General features: G+C 46.1%; 19 protein-coding genes. 10 read left to right on the top strand and 9 right to left on the bottom strand.

The window, feature by feature from the left end:
• Positions 1 to 586, bottom strand: a 586-nt coding sequence (locus RID09_RS02245) for a hypothetical protein (RefSeq protein WP_446334326.1), incomplete at its 3' end; no start/stop codon positions are given.
• Between the two features lie 593 nt (positions 587 to 1,179).
• Here RID09_RS02245 and RID09_RS02240 point away from each other — a divergent pair.
• Positions 1,180 to 1,686 (top strand): hypothetical protein, encoded by a 507-nt coding sequence (locus RID09_RS02240; protein ID WP_446334325.1) that lies wholly within the window; start codon positions 1,180 to 1,182, stop codon positions 1,684 to 1,686.
• A gap of 94 nt (positions 1,687 to 1,780) precedes the next feature.
• Here RID09_RS02240 and RID09_RS02235 read toward each other — a convergent pair whose 3' ends face one another.
• The gene (locus RID09_RS02235) at positions 1,781 to 2,755 is read right to left on the bottom strand and encodes a carbohydrate kinase family protein (protein WP_446334324.1); all 975 of its coding nucleotides are present in this window, start codon (positions 2,753 to 2,755) and stop codon (positions 1,781 to 1,783) included.
• 155 nt (positions 2,756 to 2,910) lie between these two features.
• On the opposite strand from RID09_RS02235, the gene pedR reads away from it, so the two are divergent.
• Both pedR and RID09_RS02225 read left to right on the top strand, forming a co-directional pair.
• The gene (gene pedR / locus RID09_RS02230) at positions 2,911 to 3,195 is read left to right on the top strand and encodes a photosynthetic electron transport-dependent transcriptional regulator PedR (RefSeq protein WP_446334323.1); all 285 of its coding nucleotides are present in this window, start codon (positions 2,911 to 2,913) and stop codon (positions 3,193 to 3,195) included.
• A gap of 153 nt (positions 3,196 to 3,348) precedes the next feature.
• Positions 3,349 to 4,404 (top strand): M28 family peptidase, encoded by a 1,056-nt coding sequence (locus tag RID09_RS02225; RefSeq protein ID WP_446334322.1) that lies wholly within the window; start codon positions 3,349 to 3,351, stop codon positions 4,402 to 4,404.
• Positions 4,405 to 4,529: 125 nt separating this feature from the next.
• On the opposite strand, the gene RID09_RS02220 is transcribed toward RID09_RS02225, so the two are convergent.
• Positions 4,530 to 5,447, bottom strand: coding sequence for a DNA adenine methylase (locus RID09_RS02220; protein ID WP_446334321.1), 918 nt, complete (start codon positions 5,445 to 5,447; stop codon positions 4,530 to 4,532).
• Between the two features lie 354 nt (positions 5,448 to 5,801).
• Here RID09_RS02220 and RID09_RS02215 point away from each other — a divergent pair, with 354 nt between their 5' ends.
• Positions 5,802 to 7,190 carry a DUF3370 domain-containing protein gene (locus tag RID09_RS02215; protein WP_446334320.1) on the top strand — a complete coding sequence of 463 codons (1,389 nt, stop codon included), beginning with the start codon at positions 5,802 to 5,804 and terminating at the stop codon, positions 7,188 to 7,190.
• Between the two features lie 156 nt (positions 7,191 to 7,346).
• Positions 7,347 to 8,759, top strand: a complete 1,413-nt coding sequence (locus RID09_RS02210; protein WP_446334319.1) for a DUF3370 domain-containing protein — start codon at positions 7,347 to 7,349, stop codon at positions 8,757 to 8,759.
• 163 nt (positions 8,760 to 8,922) lie between these two features.
• Here RID09_RS02210 and RID09_RS02205 read toward each other — a convergent pair whose 3' ends face one another.
• On the bottom strand, positions 8,923 to 9,126 hold the full coding sequence (locus tag RID09_RS02205) for a hypothetical protein (RefSeq protein WP_446334318.1): 204 nt from the start codon (positions 9,124 to 9,126) through the stop codon (positions 8,923 to 8,925).
• Between the two features lie 322 nt (positions 9,127 to 9,448).
• Between RID09_RS02205 and RID09_RS02200 the strand changes: the two genes are divergently transcribed.
• Together RID09_RS02200 and RID09_RS02195 are read left to right on the top strand one after the other, a co-directional pair.
• Complete coding sequence (locus RID09_RS02200) at positions 9,449 to 10,675, top strand: RNA-guided endonuclease InsQ/TnpB family protein (RefSeq protein WP_446334327.1); 1,227 nt, start codon at positions 9,449 to 9,451, stop codon at positions 10,673 to 10,675.
• Between the two features lie 59 nt (positions 10,676 to 10,734).
• A complete protein-coding gene (locus RID09_RS02195; RefSeq protein ID WP_446334317.1) occupies positions 10,735 to 12,168 on the top strand; it encodes a protein kinase domain-containing protein in 1,434 nt (477 codons plus the stop codon).
• A gap of 144 nt (positions 12,169 to 12,312) precedes the next feature.
• On the opposite strand, the gene RID09_RS02190 is transcribed toward RID09_RS02195, so the two are convergent.
• Both RID09_RS02190 and RID09_RS02185 read right to left on the bottom strand, forming a co-directional pair.
• Positions 12,313 to 13,131 carry an SIMPL domain-containing protein gene (locus RID09_RS02190; protein ID WP_446334316.1) on the bottom strand — a complete coding sequence of 273 codons (819 nt, stop codon included), beginning with the start codon at positions 13,129 to 13,131 and terminating at the stop codon, positions 12,313 to 12,315.
• 220 nt (positions 13,132 to 13,351) lie between these two features.
• Entirely contained in the window at positions 13,352 to 13,969 is a 618-nt protein-coding gene (locus RID09_RS02185; RefSeq protein ID WP_446334315.1) for a CP12 domain-containing protein, read from the bottom strand.
• A gap of 361 nt (positions 13,970 to 14,330) precedes the next feature.
• Between RID09_RS02185 and RID09_RS02180 the strand changes: the two genes are divergently transcribed.
• The 3 genes from RID09_RS02180 to RID09_RS02170 all read left to right on the top strand — a co-directional run bounded on the left by RID09_RS02180 (position 14,331) and on the right by RID09_RS02170 (position 17,568).
• Positions 14,331 to 14,453, top strand: coding sequence for a hypothetical protein (locus RID09_RS02180; protein ID WP_446334314.1), 123 nt, complete (start codon positions 14,331 to 14,333; stop codon positions 14,451 to 14,453).
• A 21-nt stretch (positions 14,454 to 14,474) separates the two neighbouring features.
• Positions 14,475 to 15,527 carry a sensor histidine kinase gene (locus RID09_RS02175; protein ID WP_446334313.1) on the top strand — a complete coding sequence of 351 codons (1,053 nt, stop codon included), beginning with the start codon at positions 14,475 to 14,477 and terminating at the stop codon, positions 15,525 to 15,527.
• A gap of 358 nt (positions 15,528 to 15,885) precedes the next feature.
• The gene (locus tag RID09_RS02170; protein WP_446334312.1) at positions 15,886 to 17,568 is read left to right on the top strand and encodes an EAL domain-containing response regulator; all 1,683 of its coding nucleotides are present in this window, start codon (positions 15,886 to 15,888) and stop codon (positions 17,566 to 17,568) included.
• A 175-nt stretch (positions 17,569 to 17,743) separates the two neighbouring features.
• Here the strand turns inward: RID09_RS02170 and RID09_RS02165 are convergent, their stop codons facing one another.
• The 3 genes from RID09_RS02165 to RID09_RS02155 all read right to left on the bottom strand — a co-directional run.
• Positions 17,744 to 18,853 (bottom strand): FHA domain-containing protein, encoded by a 1,110-nt coding sequence (locus RID09_RS02165; protein ID WP_446334311.1) that lies wholly within the window; start codon positions 18,851 to 18,853, stop codon positions 17,744 to 17,746.
• Between the two features lie 533 nt (positions 18,854 to 19,386).
• On the bottom strand, positions 19,387 to 21,027 hold the full coding sequence (locus tag RID09_RS02160) for a SpoIID/LytB domain-containing protein (RefSeq protein ID WP_446334310.1): 1,641 nt from the start codon (positions 21,025 to 21,027) through the stop codon (positions 19,387 to 19,389).
• A 71-nt stretch (positions 21,028 to 21,098) separates the two neighbouring features.
• A partial coding sequence (locus tag RID09_RS02155; RefSeq protein WP_446334309.1) for a hybrid sensor histidine kinase/response regulator occupies positions 21,099 to 23,801 on the bottom strand: 2,703 nt, incomplete at its 5' end.

The following is a 23,801-nucleotide window of genomic DNA, read 5'->3' as shown; positions in this document are numbered from 1 at the left end:
ACCAATCTGCTCCTGCCGTTGCCGTGGTGCTACTATTAAATACTGTCCAAGACAGAGTAACCGTTTCATCTACGGCTACCGATGTTACTGGATTCCCATTAGCATCAGTGACTTGTGCTGCTGATACTTCTAAATTCGGTGCATCAATCTGAATCGGAATCGCCGTAATATTATCCGTTTCATCGGCTTCTTGTTGATTCTCACTGCCATCAGCCTTAAACAGGAAGAAGTAATCCCCTGTCGGGATTTCTGGAATAATCGGGTTACTGGTAACTGTATAATTATTTCCCGCCACTAACGGTGTATGGGAGTTGATCAAATAGTTCACCAACCGAATATCCGAACTGTCAAGGGTTGTATCTTGGGAAATATAAACTCTATCCCACCAATCTGCTCCTGCCGTTGCCGTGGTGCTACTATGAAATACTGTCCAAGACAGAGTAACCGTTTCATCTGCTGCTACCGATGTTACTGGATTCCCATCACCATCAGTGACTTGTGCTGCTGATACTTCTAGGTTAGGTGTAAGAACATTGAAGGGAACAATTACGGTATTGTCATCATTATCGGTTTTTCCCAATAGCATTTTTCACCCCAACCTCGCTTCTCGCATACGTGGCATATAGTTTTTTTAACATAAATTTGCATTGAAGCATCATCTTTACAGAATCTTTACTAACCTAGTCCTTAATCTTCACGTAATCTTCAAGAAAAAGCTATTGACAACTTTTCCTTCAGGAGATTATCCCTGTAATGAATATACCCATGTCTGATCCTCAACATGAATCAGCAGAACACAAGAAGCGATCGCCGAAACATCAGTTATAGCGCTACGCGGGGAGGGAATAGGCAATAGGCAATAGGAAAATGTAGAGACGTAGCATGCTACGTCTCTACTGACAAGGAATTGAGCGATTTTAATTTTTGGAGCAGGGGAGCAAACAAATGACCAATGACGAATGACAAAGGACAAATGACCAATCTTGTCAATACACCAAATGGCTGAAAAAAGTTAAAAGAAATGGCTGAGGCAGTAGCATCTTGATCCCGAAGACAATTATAGATAACTTTCTTAACAAAATGGAGAATTAGCATCAAGGTTTTTTTGTCCAGAACCTAGATCACTCCTCCAAGCTGTATCTGCTTTCCCAACTACTTGCTTTCTCACCCCCTAAAAAAATGACAACTGAAGGAAAAGTTTTTGCTATTCTTTTGATGCAATTTAATCTGCCTCCTGTCCCTGCGCTGAAAGCTGTGGACTCTTGGCTGAGAGAGCATCCCCAGGAAAATTGGGACACATTGAAAGAGTTATTAAAACGGAAAATAATAACTATGGTTAACGGAAAGTTGACAATGGTGATCCAAGGGAGTAACTCCAAGCCGGATAACGTTGTCACCCAATATCATAGGGGTCAATCTATCCGTTATTCTCAGCCACGACAACCTCAGCCACCAGTAGTCCAAACCTATCGATTTCGTGGGGTCACGTATCATAAAGTTGAAGCTCCTCCGATTCAGCACTTTACGACGATCAATCAAACTATTCCATCAGAGGTTTCTAGACCCAACCCTAACGATGATATACCCACCTCTGATTCTCAAGTCGTGAACTTTAATGAATACGCCGAACGCAAGAAGCGATCGCAGGAAAATCAGTTGAATCATCGGGAGCGCTCAGGAACCTAAACAGACATAAGACATAAACCCACACAGAAGACACAAAGATTCCTCTGTGTTCTCTGTGCCTCTGTAGTTCTATCCCCTTCCTACAATAAGTAGATTAATCCTTATCCTGCAAAAACGCTTCCACCTCGGCTGCAGTTGGTTGAGCCGCGATCGCACCAGGTTTTAGACTCGTCAGTCCCCCAACCGTACTGGCGTATTTGACGACATCTCGTGCTGACTCTGGCGTCGCTAGACATTTTAATCCGTTTTGACAAAGTTGGTGAACAAAGCCCGCGACAAAACCATCACCTGCCCCTGTGGTGTCTTGCACATTCATGGTAAAAGGTGAGAATGTGCTTTCCTGTTCACCGAGACAGTAGGTTATATCTTGCTCCCCATTAGTGACCAAAACTCCTTCCACTGAATCTAGACGATGGGTAATCGCCCCCGCATCTGAGGTATCAAAGAATAACTCCGCTTCTTCTTTGGCTATTTTGAGAAAATCGATCTGCTTGACAAATTCCTCAATCAGTGGTTTTGCTTGAGTAGGATCTGACCAAAACATGGGACGCCAATTAATATCCACCAATACTTTGACATCATAGCGATCGGCAAGATCGAGGGCTTTGTAAATCGCTTGTCGGGTTTTGGGATAGGCTAACTCTAGGGTACCCAAAACTAAATAATCAGCCCCCTCAAATAAGGATTCGGGTAACTTAGAAGCATCAAGGAAGGCGTCGGCAAATTGGGATGTGTCGAAATCACCAAATCCAGCAAATTCGCGATCGCCTGTTTCTTTTCGCAGCACGTAAACCTGTCGGGTTGGTGCAGTGGGATGACGCTGAACACCACTACTATCCACACCCACATCCTCTAATAATCGGATAAGCTGGTTTCCTGGCTCATCGACTCCCACAGATCCGATAAAACCCGCAGGGGTACCCAACTTAACTAACGCACAAGCCACATTCGCTGGCGCTCCCCCAGGGTAAGGCGTCCAGGATTCGACTTGTTCTAGGGGTCGCCCCACCTGATTGGCTAGGCGATCAAATAAAATTTCACCGAGGCACAGAACACGGGGATTAGTCACGGCAATATATACCTCAACCTTTCCCTCAGACTACCAGAGGCTTTACCCCTCGTTAAAAAAAATCTCTCAAACCATGATGATTTATGGCGTGTAGGTATCCCAGAGTTCGTTAGAATTAAAAAGGCATAAGTAAATGTACCAAGGGCAAAATACCTATGGCTGGTGGCAAGTCGGATAAGTCAGTTTCTCTCTCAGACCGCGAATTACAGATTGTAGAACTGGTCGCCGGTGGTTTAACCAATCAGGAGATTGCCCAAGATCTGGAAATCAGTAAGCGTACTGTCGATAATCATATTAGTAATATTCTGCAGAAGACCCATACTGATAATCGAGTCGCACTGGTGCGTTGGGCGTTGCAGTGGGGTAAGGTTTGTTTGAATGATATTAATTGTTGCACGTTACCTCCCAGGTCGAATAACACTGATGAGGTGGTTTCTTAGAACAAAGAGCCGGGGGAGCCATGTACAGACGCGCCATGACCCGTCTATGTGTAGGGGCGGGTTTCACCATTAACGGGAAGGTTTTCACCCAGATGTCACTAAACCCGCCCTGTCTAAATTATGTTGTATTCCCTGTTAAGAGTTCCCTGACAAATGACAAATGACCTATCGAGCAAACCGTGGTGGAAAATTCCCCTCCTAAATCGCTCCGGAGCCGTCCGACTCGCTATACTGAGTATCATCCTTTTACTTGTCATCGTTGGCGCGTGGTTTCTGATGATCCGAATGCCTGGAGAAAGTTATCAGGGTGAACTCCCACCTCTGACTCAAAACGAAATCGCCTTGCAAAACGCTCTTCAACAAGATGTGGAAAAACTGGCGGGTGAAATTGGACGGCGCAACTATTTGTACTATGACGGTTTAATCGCGGCGACTGATTTTTTAGAGAAAGAATTATCACAAGCTGGGTATACAGTCAAGCGACAGGGATACGAAATAGACAATCAAACTTACTACAATGTAGAAGTCGAAATTATTGGTACTGAAAAACCCGATGAAATCATTGTCGTTGGGGGTCACTACGATTCAGTCTATACCAGTCCGGCGGCGAATGATAACGGTACAGGCGCAGCCGCAACTTTAGAACTGGCGCGTTTATTTGCGGGGAAAAAGCCAACTAGGACTCTGCGTTTTGTAGAGTTTGTGAATGAGGAACCGCCCTTTTTCCAGACAGATAATATGGGGAGTCTAGTCTATGCTAAACGATGCCGCGATCGCAAGGAGAATATTGCGGCGATGCTGAGTTTGGAAACGATGGGTTATTATTCCGATAAGATTGGTTCTCAGCGCTATCCGTTTCCCTTAGACCGGATTTATCCCTTACAAGGAAATTTTATTGGTTTTGTCGGCAATTTAGGGTCAATAAAACTTGTTCAAAACGTCGTTGAATCCTTCCGCCGCCATGCAAAGTTCCCCTCTGAGGGTGCGACGTTACCTAATTTAATTCCCGGTGTGGGTTGGTCAGATCAGTGGGCATTTTGGCAGCAGGGGTATCCTGGTGTAATGGTTACGGATACAGCGCCTTTTCGCTATCCCTACTATCATACTGACGAAGATACACCTGATAAAGTAGACTATGAACGATTAGCGCGAGTTGTTGCTGGATTAGAACAGGTAATTACTGAGTTAGCCGGAAATAAAGTTACATAGTGTTTGCTGAATAAGTATTGTGGTGGGGATAGGTGTTAGGTATTAGGTGTTAGGTTTTGGTTGCTCGATCGAGCGCAAGCGTGGGTGTGTTTTTTACCCCCTTTGGCAGTATTTATTGCAGAACCTCAGTAGTTCATAATCAACAATTCATTAATCTGTCCTCGCTGGTTCGCATTGCTGTTAATCGTCCGTTTTGCCTTGACTCGCTTAATCTGATATCCTGCATAAGCAGCATCAAAAAAATTATCTGTTAAGTCTTCATTTTTTGGATCAGAGTTACTCAATATTAACTTGGCTCCCTTTTGATCTAGCACTCGAAAAAAATCTCGTAATCTTAATTGTGACGAATCATCAAAAGTTTCTTTAGAGTAGGATGTAAAATTAGCAGTTTTGCTTAAAGGTCTGTAAGGAGGATCGAAATAAACTAAAGAGCGATTATTAACAAATGCTTCAGAGTCAGTAAAATCTCCATAATGAATCTGAGTGTTTTGCAGAATTTGCGCCACAGCTTTTAGGTTGTTTGCATGACAAATTTTGGGATTCTTATAGCGACCGATTGGAACATTAAATTCTCCTTTGGAATTAACTCGGAACAATCCATTAAAACAGGTGCGGTTGAGAAAAATAAGGTGAGCGGTTCTCTCAACCCAGTCTGGGTGGTAGGTCTGGAAGTCTATTTGTTGACGTTGTTGGTTGAATTGAGAGCGGATTTGATAAAAATACTGCTTTCGTTCCTCGACATCGAAAGATAAATATTTGTCTTGAAGCTTTAAGAGAAGTTCAATCAAGTCTTCTACGTTTTCCTGGATCGTCTTATATGCCAGGACAAGTTCAGGATTAATATCCCAAATAAAAAACTCTTCAACTTTGTCCAACTGAGCAATATAGAGAAATACCGCCCCACCACCGACAAAGGGTTCAATATATCGATTAATTTTTCCCTGAGCCAACTCCTCAGGCAAATTTATGTCAATTTCTTTAATAAGTTGGCTTTTCCCTCCTGCCCACTTTAAAAATGGTCTGGCTTGCATGGAATTTTTCATTAACTAGAGAGATAACCTATAAATCTTAGATAATAGTGAAACCTGTCTCATTGTATACAAACAGCCTAAATAATGAAAGCGAAATTTTGCTATAAATTTATACTTCCAATAAACACTTTTGTCAAGGTTTTAGGAAGGGCGACCCGAGCAAATTGAGCGGATTGGAATTGTTCATTTATGCAGCGGGTCGCCCCTACATGCATCTATTAGCGACTTTTGCACAGTCCTGAAGCATGGATCTGTATTTGCGATCGCAAAACCCTCTAGTCTGTTCCATGGCGGTTATCAAAGTAATACAGTATACTTATTTTCTTTGCTACCCGTTCCCTATTTCCTAAAAACCTTTATCTGTTCATGTTCGCGTTTTTACCCATTTTCCCCCTCGCCCAAGCTACCCCTACACCCCCACCTCAAGTGGAGATTGTACAACCGCAACAAGTGCGTCCGTTACCGGGACAACTGGATCAGATTCCCGTTTTCAATAGCAATAGTCCGGAACTCGTTCAAACTGAGGGGATATTACTCTCTACATTTCCTGGGAACAACAAAGCGACTCCCAGCGCCCACTTAAACTTTCCCTTTCACAGACGCTTTGATATCTTTGCCCATCATATTGCTAAAGCGCCAACACCTGATGATTTACGGACGCTTTATCAGGGAATACTTGTACATAATCCTGGTACAGAATCGGTCACGGTTGATATTTTGCAAGCGGCTAGTTATTTGAGTCAACCCGATGCACCGTTTATCCAGTTACCCTCTCAAGTTGAGAATCCTCAAAGTACAGTGTATGCAGGTCCTGGTAGTCGGGTAATGAGTGATATCTTGAGAGGATATCGCCAAGCCCAGTTTCCGCCTCAATTGGTAATTCCGCCTCAAGAAAGCCGTATGTTACTCAATTTACCAATTCCCGTGAAACCATTGGAACCGCCAATTAATGGTCGTTCCACGTTAATGCGGTTACGCAGTGATGGACAGGTATATCTGGCGAGTCTCGCCCGTTATGCACCCACTGATGAGGCGGGAAATGAACGCGCCCCCACCCTGGTAGAATGGCAGCAGCTATTGGATACAGGGGAATTAGCAGGACCTCGCGATCGCGCTCCTACTCCACCTGACTCGACAACGGGTAATATTATCTATGGTCGGGTTGCAGGTGTGGCTCAAGGATCACAGTGGCAAACTCAGTTAACCGATAGTCCCACATCCCAGGTTTTAACCATTCCTGAACCGGGAGACGCCTTTTCTTATGGACTGAGTACTTTACCCGGTGGACGTTTAAGTACAGGTCAAAGTCAGAGTGCGCGGATGCTGGTACGGTATCCCGATACTGCCTATTTTGCCCATGGAAACTACGGAGTGCAATATAGTTTAACCTTACCCTTAGTGAATCCAACTCAGGAGACAAAAACAGTTACCATATCCCTACAAACGCCTCTGAAACAAGAGCAAATTCAGCAGGGATTACGCTTTCTGGAACCACCCGCGCCCCAAGTCTTTTTCCGAGGAACGGTGCGACTGCGCTATAACGATGATGCGGGATTACCTCGGACAGGGTATTGGCATTTAGTTCAGCGACGGGGACAAAAAGGGGAACCGTTAGTGACCCTGTCTATGCCACCATCGAGTCAGAGATTGGTGCAATTTGATTTTTTGTATCCGCCAGATGCAACGCCGCCGCAGGTTTTGACGGTGGAAACGTTGGGGGTAACGGATGTTGGACAAATGGCGAATGTCAAATAAGCCATAACAAGCGGTAGGATAATAAATCGGCAGTTCGAGTATCGGTCTATACCTAATCACTCAGCCATTGTTGCCAGTTTATTGCTGATGACGGGAGTGAAACGCTGAAACTAAAAACTGTTGTTGTGTGTGTGAGGTTGGAAAACCCCTTCGTTGATGCTGCTTTTATTCGCCAATTTTTCGCTGGCTCAAGTTATCCCTGTCCCCCCGGTAACCCCAACTCCTCCTCCCACCCAGGAATTGGTGGTACAACCCCAACAAATACGACCGTTACCAGGACAACTGGATCAGGTGCCGGTATTTAATAGCAATAGCCCAGAAGTGATCCAAACCGAGGGGATTTTACTGTCAACCTTTCCACCCTATGGAAAAGCTAGTCCTGGCGCTCATTTAAATTTGCCTCTTTCTGGACGCTTTGATATATTTGCTCATCATATCGCCCGCTCGAATACGCCAGAGGAATGGCGACCCATGTACCAAGGGGTTCTGGTTCACAATGCTGGAAGTCAACCTATAACGCTGGATATTTTGCAAGCGGTAAGTTATGTGACCAATCCGGATGCTCCTTTTGTCGATTTACCGCCCTATCTGGACAATCCCTTTGGCTTGGTCTATTCGGGTCCCGGTTCACGGGTGGCTACCGATATCCTGCGTGGCGTGCATCAATCATCATTTCCCTCTCAAATTATTATTGCGCCGCAACAGAGCGAAATGTTATTTAATTTACCCATCGCTTTAGGCAATTCCCGGTCTACGTTGATGCGTCTGCGAACGAATCGACCCGTTTATATGGCAAGTTTAGCCATGTATGCACCCTTGAATTCTGATGACAAAGCGGATGGGAAACCTCAAGGAGAATCTGGACTTCCCTATCGTCCGCCTACTCTCGACGAATGGCGGTATTTATTATTTAAAGGTAATTTAGCAGGACCACGCGATCGCATCCCAACACCGCCAGACCAAACCAACGGTAAGATTGTCTATGGTCGGGTTGCGGGTGTGGCTGTGGGTTCTCAATGGCGTACTCAGGTGGTAGATAGTCCGGGTGAGTCGGATCTGAGTATTCCCCAACCCGGTCAAGGGTTTTCCTATCCCCTGAGTACTGTACCTTTTGTCACCTTAGGCACGGATCAGGTTCAGAGTGCACCCTTAAAGGTTCGTTATCCGGATACAGCTTATCGCGCCCATGGAAATTATGGGGTGCAGTATCACCTCACTTTGCCTTTGGTCAACCGGACGGATACTTCACAAACCGTAACCTTGGCAATTCAAACCCCACTTAAACCGGAGGAAAACGCCGACGAATTGCACTTCTTGAATCCTCCTGATTCCCAGGTTTTCTTCCGAGGTACAGTACAACTGCGCTATACCGATGACCGAGGGTTAGTCCGCACCCGTTCAGTTCATCTAGTGCAACGGCGGGGTCAAGCTGGGGAACCATTGCTGACGCTGAAAATGCCACCAAGCGATCGCCGTTTGGTCGAGGTTGACTTTATCTATCCGGCTGATGCAACACCACCACAGGTTTTAACTGTTCAGACTCTGTTATCGCCCTCAGAAGGGAAATAAGTTTTGAGTTTTGACCATTCCTCGTTTTTCTGTTGTCTTTATCTTTTTTCATCCAAGAGGTAAAGATTAGATTTTATTTAGTTATATTTATTTTTTTACTCAGGTGAAGTGTTTTTGGACAAATGGAATGCAACCCATAAAACGCGCGATCGCACTCTCTCATTCAATCGTCTGGAAACTGCCAGCAGGAAATCCGTTCAAGATCTTGGCTACCGCAGCGATTACAGACGCTATTTAACGATGAGTCCACCCATTCATCACCACAACGACGACAGTGACAAAAAATATTGTTACGATTGGCGATGTCGATTTTTTGACGCCATTGGTTCAAAAGAGTATGATCTTTTTCGTTACCAGTTTCTGACATATTATTTAAAATAGGGTATTACATTGAATCTTGGGTAGGGGCGGACGCGAGCCACTCAAAAAAGGATATCACCGATAACATTTCAACAAAACCCGCCCTTTCAGAGAGAACCTCAACAAAGAGGAAGATACAATTGTTAGCTTTATTCGCCGGAAGCCCCACAAATAAAGCGTTACTCCGCTTGGTGTTGGGATGGATAGGCTCTTTGCTGTAGGGACACCAAGCAACCAATCAATCTGGTGCGTCTTGACCCTCAATGTACTTCTTTAACTAAGTATTTAAATTGGTGTATACTAATACAGTAACACCAATTAACCAGCAAGTGAGAACTGCCTACCAGTACCGATTACGTCCAACAAAACACCAAGCCGCAGAACTAGACAGATGGCTGTCAATGCTCCGCAACCAATACAACTATTTGTTGGCTGATAGGTTTAACTGGTACGAGTGCAATCGTTCTCCTGTCAATGCTTGCCCTCTTGTTTGTCATTTGCCAGAGTTGCGGGATAATCCTGACTATTACTCGCAAAAGAAAACGTTACCTCAGCTTAAAAAAACACATCCTTGGTACGGTGAAATATACTCTCAAGTTCTTCAAGATGTCGTCAAGCGAGTTAAGGTAACGTTCGACCGTTTTCTTAAGGGGGATAGCAACGGTAAACGAAGTGCTAGACCTCGGTTTAAGGCTTGTAACCGTTATCGCACTTTCACCTATCCTCAGATGAAGGAAGGGTGCTTGCAAGGCAACTCTTCGGCAAGCTCAGAGCACCGCTTGATTAACTTGCCAATGTTCGGGAAAGTTAAGGTGATTCTGCATCGCCCTATTCCTGACGGCTTCAAAATCAAGACCGCATCTGTTACCAAAAAGGCTGACGGGTTCTATTTGACGCTTTCACTGGAAGACAAGACAGTCCCAGAAATTAAACCAGATTTTAACCCAAATAAAATTACTGGAATTGACGTTGGCTTAAAGGAATTTCTGACGACTGCTGAGGGCGAAACGGTTGCTATTCCTCAGCACTACCGCAAGGCACAAAAACGTCTACGGGTAATTCAAAAGCGAGTATCACGCACAAAAAAAGGGAGTAATGGCAGACTTAAAGCTATCAAACAACTCGGAAAACAGCACAAGAAAGTTGCTGACAAACGCAAGGATTTTCACTTCAAAACAGCGAATTGGCTGTTATCAAAATATGACGTAATTGCACACGAAAACTTGAACGTCAAAGGTCTAGCTCGTACCCGATTGGCTAAATCTGTGCTGGATGCTGGGTGGTCAAGCTTCCTGTCGATACTGACAAACAAAGCCGTAAATGCTGGGAAGTTGGTTATTCCAGTAAGCGCCCATAACACTTCACAGGATTGCTCCAGTTGTGGAGAGGAAGTGCCTAAAAAGCTGCATATTCGCACTCCAGACTGCCCCTATTGTGGGTGTAGCCTTGACCGTGATCATAATGCAGCTATTAATATCAGAAATAGAGCCGAGGGGCATCCGGTTCTTAAAGCGCAACGCCTCCTAAGCAATAGCCGGATTGGTTGCGAAGCCTAGCACAACCACCTGTATCCAGGTTGGTGTAGGAGTATGTCACTGCCAACGCTTTGGGAAACATGGAAATTCACTGCACTCGTCCCACCTGTCCTCGTCCCCAAAACTTTTTTGCCGATCTCGATGACAAGGTGACACTGCAAACGGCACAGCAGAAGTATTGTACCTCTTGTGGGATGCCCCTGATTTTGGTGGGTCGCTATCTTCCCACCAAGTTACTCGGTCAGGGCGGCTTTGGTACCGCATTTCTGGCACGCGATCGCTATACGCCAACGATGCGCTATTGTGTAGTGAAGCAGTTCCAGCCGTCTGGCGACTTAAGCCCCCAACAACTTACCATTGCCCAAGGTTTATTTGAACGGGAAGCGGAAGTCTTAGAACAACTGGGTAATGATCATCCCCAAATTCCCAATCTTTATGCCTTTTTTCCCTTAAGTGTTAGTAACCTGCACCAATCAGGTAAAGAAGACCAGTTTTTCTACCTAGTCCAGGAATATATTGATGGACAAGACTTGGAGAAAGAACTGCAAACCAAAGGAACATTCTCTGAACCTGAAGTCCTAGATGTGTTACAAGCAATGCTGAAGGTACTCCAGTTTGTCCATGAGAATGGTTCAATCCATCGGGATATTAAACCCTCTAATATCATGCGCCACCGGAATGGACGCTTGTACCTGTTGGATTTTGGGGCGGTTAAACAAGTAACCAAAGGCGCAGCAGGAACCCCTTCTGGTAAATCGACTGGCATTTATTCAATGGGATTTGCCCCCCCGGAACAGATGTCAGGGGCGCAAGTTTATCCTTCAACGGATTTATATGCGTTGGCGGTAACGTTGATGATATTGCTCACGGGAAAAGAGCCTGAGGAGCTATATGATTCCTACAATAACTCCTGGAACTGGAGACCCTATACCCAGGTTAGCGATACTCTAGCAGAAGTCTTAAACCGTATGCTTGTGCGTATACCCAATCAACGTTTTCAATCGGCTATAGAGGTGATGGACGCCCTTCAACCCCATCGAACTCCCCCTGCATCACCGTCTCCACCACCCACTCCCAAACCACAACCAGCTACTCAGCCACCACCTGTGGTTCAGCCGACACCTGCGATTCAGCGACAAAAAAGCCCTTTTACCCTATCAGAAACGTTAATCGGGGCAGGGTTTACTGGCTTTGAAGGGGCGTTATTTTTGAGTGTCCTGGGAAGTATCTTGAAGATCTTAGGGATTAATGGGGGATGGGTATCAGGGATTAGTGGGGGATTGGTGGGGATGATGGTGGGTGGTTTAATCTATCTCCAATACCGCCGGATTATTGAAGGCAAAGACTTGCCTATTATTGGCGGAATTAGCTTAATTTTATCGTCCATCCTCGCATTACTCGCTGGTAAGTCAATCCCAGCCCTCATCGTGGTTGGAGTGTTTGCCGCAGTCGGCGCGATCGCGGTAACGGCTTTATTTCGCCTGATTTATTTGCTACTGTCTCGTTTACTGTAAAGATAAGAGTGATTAGCTGTTCAGCATTTAAACCTTAATGTCAACAATTGCGAAATCGTTGTCGTAGTGTGAGCATCTTGCTCACTACATTGAGCATCTTTCTCGCCACTAATACCCATTTTAAATGCATGACAGCTTAAAGCTCTAGCGCCCTGTATAGGTGACAAAGATATCCTTATTTACCCTAACTTCTACAGGATCATCGGGATCGTAAGGAGATGAGATGGTATTGCCAAATGGTAAATTCCCCTCTGAGTAACATCCCGGTAAAAAAACGCCATAGAATGGTTCTGCTACCGATGGCACCAGTCTGAGTCGAGTTCCCGTCGCCGCCGCAATGCTGTTGGCTCGGTTTTGGGCATCCTGGATGGCTGATTGATAAGCAGCTTGCTCTAGGGCTTGACAGTTATTCACTGAATATTCTACGTTAACTGTACTGATAAGAATCTCTTCAATGGGGTTGGCTGCATCCGTTGCGGTATTGACAATCTCCTCTAAGCGATCGCGGCTGGGATTTTCCACCGTTACCACGAGTTGCGCTCCTCCCTCTGTGGCTGTGGAGGGAAAGGGAAAGGGCAAAAAGCTGGCGCTTGGTTCAATGATTTCTAAGTCAATCGCCTGATCAGAGACGCCAATCGCTTTGAGAGCATCCAGGATTGGTTGCAGCATCTCTAGTGTGATTACCTCTTGTGTTTCAAACTGAGATAATACCCCCTCTGGCGGCGAAGAATAGTTTCTGGCAAATTTGAATAGGAGACTGGCGCTATCGGCTGGTTGACTGGCTCGACCTTTGCCAATAACCCGAAACGTCGGTTCCTCGCTGGGTGGTGGATAAAATAACTGACTGATTTGGCGAGCATCGGGCGTTGAGTCGTTACTTATATTCTCAGTCCTACCTGGACTAGGAATTAAACTTGTGGCTATTACAGCGACAATCAAAGATGACTTAACTCTTTTTTTCATTCTGCCCGATTCTCCTTACCCAATTGGCTCGCAACAGTTGTTTAATTATCCAACAGCAAAATTATCCTAGCCCAGTTCTGCCCAAAAAAGTACTACCTCTATTCAAGTAAGCACGAATTGCCAAAAAAGCCACCACCCCATCAAAGATTAGGGTGGTGGAGGATATCACGAGCGGATTTAGTTTTCTTTTCCGGGTAGCCCGGTAAAATCTCAAGTCAGATTAACTCTCATAAATTCGAGATTCCATGGCTTCAGGATACTCTTCGCAGTATTCCTCAAACGCTGTTTTAGAGAGCTTTTCTGCCCGTTGGTGTGCAGCTTCAGCTTGCAGTTCTTCCACAATATCCCAGGCGGCGGCACATTCTTTAGAAGTTGGACCTTTTTGGGCGCAGACTGCTCGTGCTTCTTCTACAGCTTTGCGGATTTCGTCTTCAAGGACTACACTCTTGGGTTTTTCGAGGAAGTCTCCTTTGGTCAGAATATCGGTAATAGAGATAATGCCCAGCAGTTTATCCTTGATCACCGGAGCGCGGCGAATACCGGTATTGGCAAATAATCGCGCCACGTATTCCACGCCGAGGTTAGGATTGACCACAATGCAGGGCTTATTCATTATTTCATAAACCCGCACTTTTTTGGGATCTTTGCCATAGGCAATAACTTTATAAACAATATCAGTTTCCGTCAGAATGCCATAAGCATCTTGGTCATGGCGGCGATCTACAATTAAAGCCCGCAGACCCATATCGTTCATCAAATCCACGGCGTCAGCTACAGTCGCTGAACCGCGAATGGTCACCACATCTGTGGTCATGATGTCTTGAGCCTTCATCATCATTTGAGTTTCTCCTGGACGTTTATCTGCCTTTATGATGTGACAGGGAAGCCTATCAGCTAAATAGGCGAGGTGCCTCACGTCATAATTTTCAATTTGACGTGATCCGAATCGCCATTATAATGTAGTACAAGGTTTCTATCGTTGAGCATTTTTGATTAGGGTTGTCTCTTCTTGCTCTACCCGGAGAGTCCCACTGACTTTACCGCTATTTTAGCGCGTTTTAAGTATTATTGCTTATCGAGAGCCCTTGAATCTACGGTGGAGATCGTCATTCGTTAGGGAACAGGGAACAGGGTACATTCGTAGGGGCTCTCGCATTCGCGCCCAGATTGATCGGTTTTCTGCCAACATTTCAACGCGAATGCGAGAGCCCAATCCCCAACCGCCAATTACCTGTTCCCCAATCCCCAACCCTCAATTACCTGTTCCCCAATTACCTGTTCCCCAATTCCCATTTCCCCAATCCTCAAAGCTAAACTGGTAGCATCTCAATCTCTAACCTGAGATGCAAACGATCGCGATTACCATTACTGATGACCATTGGGTAAAGTTGCAACAAATGGCAACTCACCTGGACATTTCCCCTGAAACCTTGATTGTGATAGGTATTGAACAGGTTCTCACTCATACGCCGTCTTCAACATCAGCGTCACAACCACAGTCACAACAGAGTCTCCCTGAACACCCTCAGAACTTCCCGCAAATCCTTACTGAACTCAATCAGGCGTTTGCGCGACTAAACTCGGAAATGGACAAACGTAAGCAAGCCGAAGCCGAAATTCTTCATGCTTTAGCCAAAGAAAAACAACGGGGACACTTAAAATCTCAGGTTCTATCTATCACCTCTCATGAATTCCGCACACCCCTGACAACGATTCTGTCTACGGCTGAATTGTTGGAACATTACCAATGGACAAAAGCTGAACAAGTGGAACAGTTGCATCTGATTCAGGAAACGGTGCAACAGATGCTGCAACTTTTGGAAAATATGCAGTTCGTCGGTATGGCTGATGTGGCACAACTACCCTTTACTCCCACCCCTGTGGAACTCCATGACTTTTGTCAACGGTTAGTGACTCAGATTCAGCAGGGTTTAACTATCAAACACTTAACCGACGATGAGAATCAAACCTATACCCTCGCCTTTGTGAGTCAGGTGACTTGTTTACCCGCGATGATGGATGAAAAACTACTGCGACAAATACTGTCTAACTTACTATCCAATGCGATTAAATACTCTCCTGTGGGCGGTACGATTCGATTCAATCTAGCCTGTGAGGGAGAGAATGCTTGCTTTGAGATTCAGGATCAGGGGATTGGTATCCCGTTAGAGGATATACCCCACCTGTTTGATTTTTTCTATCGGGGGAAAAATGTAGGCGCGATCGCGGGGACAGGATTGGGGTTAGCCATTGTCAAACAATGTGTTGATCTTCATCAGGGTCAAATTACCGTAACCAGTGAAGTTGGCGTCGGTACGACGTTTACGGTTCGGTTACCGTTGATAGGCGATCGCGGGAGCAAAATCAGGATTCAGGGAACCGCGAACCGGGAATAGGCAATAGGGAACAGGAGAACCGAGGAGTGGGGGATTTTAAACTAAAACGGCAGCAAATATCCACGTATTGAGTCTTCAACAATCATCAATCCAAACTAAATATTTTTCTCTTGTTAGAGAAAAAGATATCGGCAAAACTTAGTGAATTTGTAGGGGTTTTAACTATTTAATTTTAGAATACTATACATAAGCACAATAGAAATCTAAGTCATAATTTTTCCTGACTTCCATAAGCCCAACATTTTATTAGGATTGGGTTCTAGCCCAAAATTGCTAACTTGTTCAACAGGAAAGCGATAATACTCGCCTCGTTTTCCGACTTGCTCCCATTGGGCGAGATATCCAGCGAGCTATAGTCATGACGACGATTTTAGTAATTGAAGATGAGAAAGCCATTCGCCGGAATCTACTCAGACTCCTGAACGCTGAGGGGTTCGAGACGCTTGGTGCAGATAACGGTAACACAGGTGTGGAATTGGCTCAAACCAAACAGCCCGATTTGATTATTTGCGATATCCTCATGCCGGGGCTGGATGGTTATGGTGTGCTCCAGATCCTGCAACAGTATCCACCAACGGCTGCGATTCCCTTTATCTTCCTAACCGCAAAAACAGAACGGGCGGATATTCGTCAGGGTATGACTTTGGGAGCTGATGATTACGTCACTAAGCCCTTTACTCGCGTCCAAATCCTCGGTGCAGTCGCGGCGCGGCTGCAAAAGGTGAAGTTACGCCAACAGCAGTCTGTGATCAATCCCAATCTGCCCAATCGTCAGTTATTACAGAAACGTTTTGATCAGCTAGAGACTCAGGGGAATCAGGGTAAACTTCAGATTTTTCTGTTGTCTTTGGAGATCGAACAACTTAACCAACTGAACAATACCTTAGGACTTGCCATCGGCGATCAATTGCTTCAAGCCGTTGTCGAACGCCTACGCCGTCTGTTGGGAGTACAGGATGCTATTGCCCAAATCGATAGTGACCATATTATTATTCTCTTGAGTCGAAGTTATCTTAAACCAGAGAGTATTCAAATTGTCGAAGCCCTATTAAAAGAATTTGATTTACCGTTTCAGGTAAACTCTCATAAAATCTTCCTGTCTGCCTACATCGGTATTGCGATCTTAGGGCGTGATGGTCGAGAACTCGACACCCTGATTAGACATGCCAGTGTGGCAAGAGAGGAAGCCAAACAATCGGGAAATCGCCGCTACCAATTTTACATTGCCTCAATTGGAGCAAAATCTCAAGAAGCCTTTGAGCTAGAAATCCAAATGCGTCAAGCCTTAGAACGGCAGGAGTTTCAGCTTTATTATCAACCGAAAGTGAATCTGCTCACGGGACAGATTGAAGGGGCGGAAGCCTTGGTGCGCTGGAATCATCCTCAACGCGGGATTATTCCGCCTGTTGAGTTTATTCCCTTAGCGGAAAAAACCGGGTTAATTGTGCCATTGGGCGAATGGATACTCAGACAAGCTTGTCAGCAAGCGCGAATCTGGCAAGATCAGGAAATATATCCCTTACGGATTGCCGTTAATTTATCGCCCCGTCAGTTTAATCAGTCCAATTTAGCCGACTTCGTCGTGGATGTCCTCCATGAAACTAGATTGAATCCTCATTATTTAGAGTTAGAACTCACCGAAAGTACATTAGTGCAAAATCCAGAAGCCGCGATCGCGACATTGCAGAGATTCAAATCCTTGGGTATTCGGATCTCCATTGATGATTTTGGTACAGGCTATTCCGCCTTAAGTCAATTGAAGAAATTCCCCTTTGATGTGTTAAAAATTGACCGTTCTTTTGTCTGTCAGCTGACTGAAGATAGCCGCGATGAAGCGATTACAACGGCAATTTTACAAATGGCTCGCAGTCTCAAGTTAAAGGTTGTGGCGGAAGGGGTGGAGACGCTAAGTCAATTAAATTTTCTCAAAGGACATCAGTGTGATGAAATCCAGGGATATTGGTTTAGTCCGCCCTTATCGGCTGAGGCGTTTGCTGAGTTACTAAGTACAGGGAAAAAGTTTCCCCTGTTATCAAGTTAAGTCTATTGAAAAAATAAAACCTTAGTGTTTTAATTCAAGTCCTCTCCATACCACAGGCGTTTAAACATCGCTTCGACTTCTCGATTTTTCAGTAAGAGTATAAAAAATTTACATTACCAACTGAATGATGTGATGGCTTTAGTCTATCAAGCGTTTGATAAGCACAGCGAAGAATCTACTCAGCTTTAAATGTCCATTCTTGATTGCCAATGCGGATAATATTCCCCGGAGTTAGGGTGCAAGGTTGATGGGGGGTAAGCTGTTGTCCATTGATAAATGTACCATTAGAACTACCCACATCCGTTAACTGGTACTGGACTTGACCTTGAGCATCTTTGGATTGAGTAATCTGAGCATGATAGCGGGAACTCAACCCATCATCGAGAACCAGCGTATTACTCGGTTCTCGTCCAATCGTGCAGGTGCTAGCTGATAAATTGAATGTCGCACCCGATGAGTGGTGGATTAGACGCGCCTGTACTCCACTAGAGGGTTGGGAAATTATCGTGGGCGCTAATACGGGTTTATCTCTTACAGGTAGATTGGCTGTGGCTTCTCCAGTGCTGGGTAAAGAATTCGGTTGAGGGGAAGTGCCAAAAGCAGGAGGATTGGCGTTGGGGGTATGGGGTGTAATGATATTAACGTGCTGTATGGGAGGTGGGGGGATAACGGGGCGACTGGCTTGTGCGATTTGCATTTGTAAGGCGGCTTCGTGTTCGGCTTCCTGTGTGGCGCTCATTCCCTCCACTTGACGAATGATTCCCTTCGTCTGCGGAAAGTTAATATCACTGACTCGCACGTCTTCTAGGGCAAAGCCTAGGGAATAGGATACCTCGGCATGGTCAAGTAGGTATTGTCGGATATGTACTCGTCCCTGGTTAACTAATTGTTCCATCCGCAATTGACCTACAGCTACCCCTAAACTATCTTTTACTGCGCTCGTCAGCGCTGCAATTGGATCTGAGAGTTCCAGGGCTACCCGTCTCGCATCTACCACCTGGTACATGACATTTAGGGAAATATTAATCAAATATTGATCGCGGGATAAGAAATCTCCTTGGGAGACGATTTCTAGGTGGCGAATCTTGCTATCAACCAGAACCAGTTCACATTGTTCGAGAAGGGGTAAGGCGAAGCTGAAATGACGCCCCGGTTTCAATTTGCGGACAAGTTTACCATTTTTGACCAACAAACCTGTATAACCTGCGCCGATAAAGTCCATACTCCACCCAACCCAGCGTTCTGGGTTTAGCGTTTGGATGAGGGGGGTAGTGGTGCTAGACATGAGCGGTTAGTGAGATGAGAGGAATGGCAGGTTATATATTTTTAGACTAACAAAGCTTTGCCGGATTCCGGCATGGTAACTAGGACGAGATAGGTAACTGTTGGGTTTCGGGTTCGCTCCCCGCTGAGTATCGCCTATTACCAGAAAACATTGTAGGGGCGACCCGCCCACACAATTTACACCGCCCAGCCATTAATTGGCTCGGGTCGCCCTCCAGAGGATATCGGTAATTAAAAACCTAATAAAATAGCGAGCGAGACGCTCGCACTACAACCGTTTACCGTTCTCTATTCCCCGTTCCCTATCTTCACCACAATCCCAACCTCTAATTATCTGACCCGCGTACATACAAGAAAAGGGCGAGTCGAGACAGGTTAATTCTTACACCGCCATATTTGTGCAGCGACTCGCCCTTACAATATTTATGTGAAAACTCTCTATCTGTTAGTCCGCGATCGCTTACAGGAGGAACACCGGATTGAAATTATCGCTGATAACAGTACCAACGTGTAATTATTCAACCGGATATGATATTATTTCTTGTTACCTGGTTCTTGCCAAAAAACAATGGAATCATTTAACGGTTGAACTTGGGTTCCTGGATAGTAAAACGTGAGAATTTTCTCCCCTGCCCAACCAAGATTGGCTAAGTTATACGAACCATATTGGCTCAAACCAACGCCATGTCCAAAGCCACCGCCGACATAGGCATAGCCTTTGAGGGTTTTATCAGCACCGTATATGGGTTCAAGGTAAAATAGGGTACTGCGAGGTGGATAAAAGGCGCTACGGACTTCATTTTTATGGAGTTCAACCACACCCTTATCTGTTTGCACATTAAGCTTGAGGATGCGTCCGGCTGGCGATCGCTTGACAACTTGCATCTGTTGTATGGTGGTAAACTCCGCTAGCGGGTGTTTGATTTTTTTCAAATAGCGCTGTAAATCTGCCTGAATTTGTTCGAGGGAGTTTTCTATCCGCCACCGGAAGGGGGATCTGCCACTTTCATTGAACCCTTCTTTCAAATTAATGAATTCGCGGAGGTTTTGTTCATTCCCTAAAGGCTTATTAGATAAGTCCCAAATCGGTTTAGGCGAGTCAACCACAGCTTTTAGGTAAGGACGTTCTGATCCGTTCCACGAATCACTAAAGGGCGCGGTGACACCGCCAGAGGTGGAGGAGTATAAGGCGTCTACCAACTCATTATCATAGGTTAAGACTAGCCCCTGGGTTTTTGCGATCGCGCGGTCAGCCGTGGGAACGGTTCCTGTGAGTCCCCGATAGACTTGACAATGGGTATCTGCACAGATTTGGTAATTGTCCGCCGTAAATCGACGGAGATTCCGCAGGGCGTAGGTGCGGGCAATAATAGTTTGCGCTTCTACTGCAGCATAAGGCGCCCCTGGTCCTATTTCATGAGGGACAACGCCGCGCAGATAGGTTTCTAAGGGAACGTCATTAACCAGGGTGTAAGTCCCGTAAGCATTAGGCTGGATTTTCAGACTCCCTGCATACAGTCGCGGGTTGCGCTTATCTTCACCACGAGTTACCTGGATTAAATCATTCTCCGAATCAATCTCTATCCACTGACGACTATACCGATAGCCATCTACCACAAACGAAATTCGCGGCACTTGGGGAAGGACTTGACTTTCTAGTCTAACTGTGTTGTTTCCTTGAGCTTGAAGGCTTTGCAGCAATAGGCGTCGCAGCAGGGGCGTCTGATAGACATCCCGTTTCGCCCAAACTTGCCAGCGTTCCGGCTGCACCACTTCCACCTGAATCCCCTGTGAACGCCATTGATTCGCCGCATCTTCTGCGGTTTCAAAGGTGGCGTGATCGCTGAGGACTAAATGTTCAGCTAAAAGGGGTTGGGATAGGGGTTGCATCGCCACTTCCAGCGTCACCTGATCGGTTTCCAGGGTTTTGGGTTGCATATTTCCCGCCAAAAACCGCAAACTCAGGCGATCCCCAGGTGTGGCTTTTAGGATCAGTTCATCGGTGGGTTCTGAGCCAAAACGCTGCACCACACCCACTTTCAGGTCTACATCCTCCGCCTGAGCCGCCATACTTCCAGAGAGCCCCCAAAGCCAGAAGGCGATCGCGCAGGCTTTCAGGACAGTTGGGATTGGTGATTGGTGATTGATGATTGAGGAAGAGTTTTTGGTCTGCATGATATCAAGTTATATCAAGTCCGGTAGGGGAAGCTGGGGGAGCCTGTTCCAGACATACGACTACAAATTCATCAAGCCTCAGCACTAAAGAGCACTTCACCCTGAATCATCCGCTGAGCCGCATCAAGTAGCACTTCTTCCAGATAAGGTTTGGTAAAGTAACCACTCGCGCCAAGCTGTGCTGCCATTTGCCGATGTCGTTTCGCCCCACGAGAGGTAAGCATGGCAATGGGTAACTGGCTAAGATTCTCGTCTTTCTGAAGTCGAGACAGCAGTTCCAATCCGTCCATTCTTGGCATTTCGATATCACAGAATACGATATCACAGGGTAAGCCTGAGCGTAGTTTATCCCAGGCTTCTTGACCATCGCGGGATTGTTCCACCCGATAACCAGCTTTGGAGAAGGTCATCGAAAGGAGTTCGCGGACTGTAATCGAGTCATCCACAATCAGAACCAGTGGCTCATGGCGAGTTTCTGGGGCTTCCTCAATTCCTGCACCTTCGCTGTCCCCTCTTGACCATATCGTCACGCTGTCTTTCCGCAGGCGTCCACTGGCAAGATCAATCAGTTCTAACACATCGGCAATGGGCATGATTCGACCATCTCCTAAGACTGTCGCCCCAGCAATGCCAATGGGTTTAGGCGCAGGACCTTCGAGTTGTTTAATTACGATTTCCTGTTCGCCTAAGACTTGATCCACTTCAATCGCAATGAATGTCCCAGAACTGCGTAGCACGACAATTGAGATTTGGTCGTCTTCTCGCTTACCCCCATAAACATTGCCCCGACTAATGGAACGGTTGTAGGAGAGCAACTCGCTCAGAGGTTGTACCGACAGGAACGTGTCCCGCCAGGAGACACCGACTTGACCGTTGGCATCCTTGTGGAAGCGATCGCGCGATACATCAAACATATCTTCCACCCCATCCATAGGAAAGGCAATGCGAGCGCGCTCGGAAAGACAACATAGAGCTTTACAAATACTCAGGGTTAAGGGTAGACGAATGGTAAACGTTGTGCCTTTTCCTAATGTCGAATCAATGTAGATTGCGCCCCGAATTTCGCTCAAACTCGTGCGGACGACATCCATCCCCACACCCCGTCCCGCGAATTCATCGGTTTCGTCTTTGGTACTAAAACCGGGGTGGAACAGAAAGTCATACAACTCTGTCGGGGTTAGGTCTCTCGCCTCGGCTGGGGTGATCAGTTTCTTCTCAATTGCCTTTCGTTTAATCCGGTCTGGGTCAATACCCGTACCATCGTCGGAGATGGCAATCACCGTTTGGTTTCCTTGGTGGAACGCTCGCAGGATAATTTGACCCACGGCTGGTTTACCCATCTCTTGCCGTTCTTCTGGGGATTCAATGCCATGGGTAATCGCATTATTGACCAAGTGGGTTAAGGGATCATAAAGGTGTTCCAGGATCATTTTGTCGAGCAAGGTTTCTCGACCTTCCACTTGCAGTTGGGCTTCCTTTTTTAACTTGAGAGAAATTTCCCGCACCGGACGAGTTAGACGGTCAGCCGCATTCGCAAAAGGCACCATGCGCGATCGCGTCAGTCCTTCTTGGAGTTGAGTTGTCACCTGTCGCAAGTTGCGAGCCACCTGATCGGTTTCATCCACCAAAAATTCCACGTCTGACGCCGACTCCCGCACTTGCACGATTAACTCGATCATCTCTTGGGAGAGTAAATGGAAGCCGGTAAAGCGATCCATTTCCAACGGGTGATAGTCCTCCCCTGACTCGGAACTCGTGGATGCAGATGCAGAAGTCTCTGACCCGAACACAGAGCGAGAGCGCTGTTGACTACTGGCTAAAAGAGAACTCTCCAGAAGCGAGCGCTCATACAAATCCCGCATCCGCGCCCCGACATCACTTAACGCCGAGACTTGATGCTGTAAATTATCCAAGAATTGCCGCAGACGCTCTTGATCTTGTTCTAAGCTATTACGGCTCACCACCAGTTCTCCCACCAAGTTATTTAGACTGTCGAGATGCTTAACCGGCACTCGCATTGTCTGCTCAAATGTCCGAGGCGTGCGCCGACTTGGCAAAGAGGCGCTTTGTCGCGAACCTGTATTTGTTGTGGCTGAACCTACCGTGGATTTATCAGTTTCCTGAAGAGCCTCCTGCAGCATGAGTTCTAACTCTTTATCTAGCTCATCTTCCTGTTGAGATGGGCGAGTTTTAGCGACAGACGATTGATTGTCTTGAGTTGATTCCTCCTCGCCTAAGAATACTTCTAAATCCTCAAACAAATCTGTATGTGAGGGAGTATCACTCAGCATGGCTTCTAATTCCGGAAACTCATCGCCGCTTTTGCTGGTCAATGTTGCGGCTGACGTCTCCCCGTTCAGCATGGCTTCTAATTCTGCAAACTCATAGCCGCTTTCGCTGGTCAATGTTGCGGCTGGCATCTCCACGTTCAGAATGGCTTCTAATTCCGCAAACTCGTCGGCGCTTTCTCTGGGTGAATCCAGATCCCATTCGGTTTCTGCCAGAGTTGCTAATGAAAAATCATCGTCAACAGTCGCTTCGTCCAGACTAAAAAGTTCCTCTAAGTTTTCGCTAGGCGATGTTTCTGGGGTTTCCCAATCCCCAAATATATCGGCGGCGGTTTCCCCTGTTTCTGGTTGCTGTATCTGTTGAGACTCATCGATTAACCAATCTGCATCTAAATCCTCTACCTCGGCGCTGTTAGCTAATTCTGCCTCTTCTTGTGCAAATAAGTCATCTAAGTCTTCACCCGACGGTGTTTCTGTTGTTTCCCA

The sequence above is a fragment of the Coleofasciculus sp. G1-WW12-02 genome (genome assembly GCF_040219735.1).
Lineage (GTDB): Bacteria > Cyanobacteriota > Cyanobacteriia > Cyanobacteriales > Coleofasciculaceae > Coleofasciculus.
This window is presented reverse-complemented; position numbering and strand designations above follow the sequence as displayed.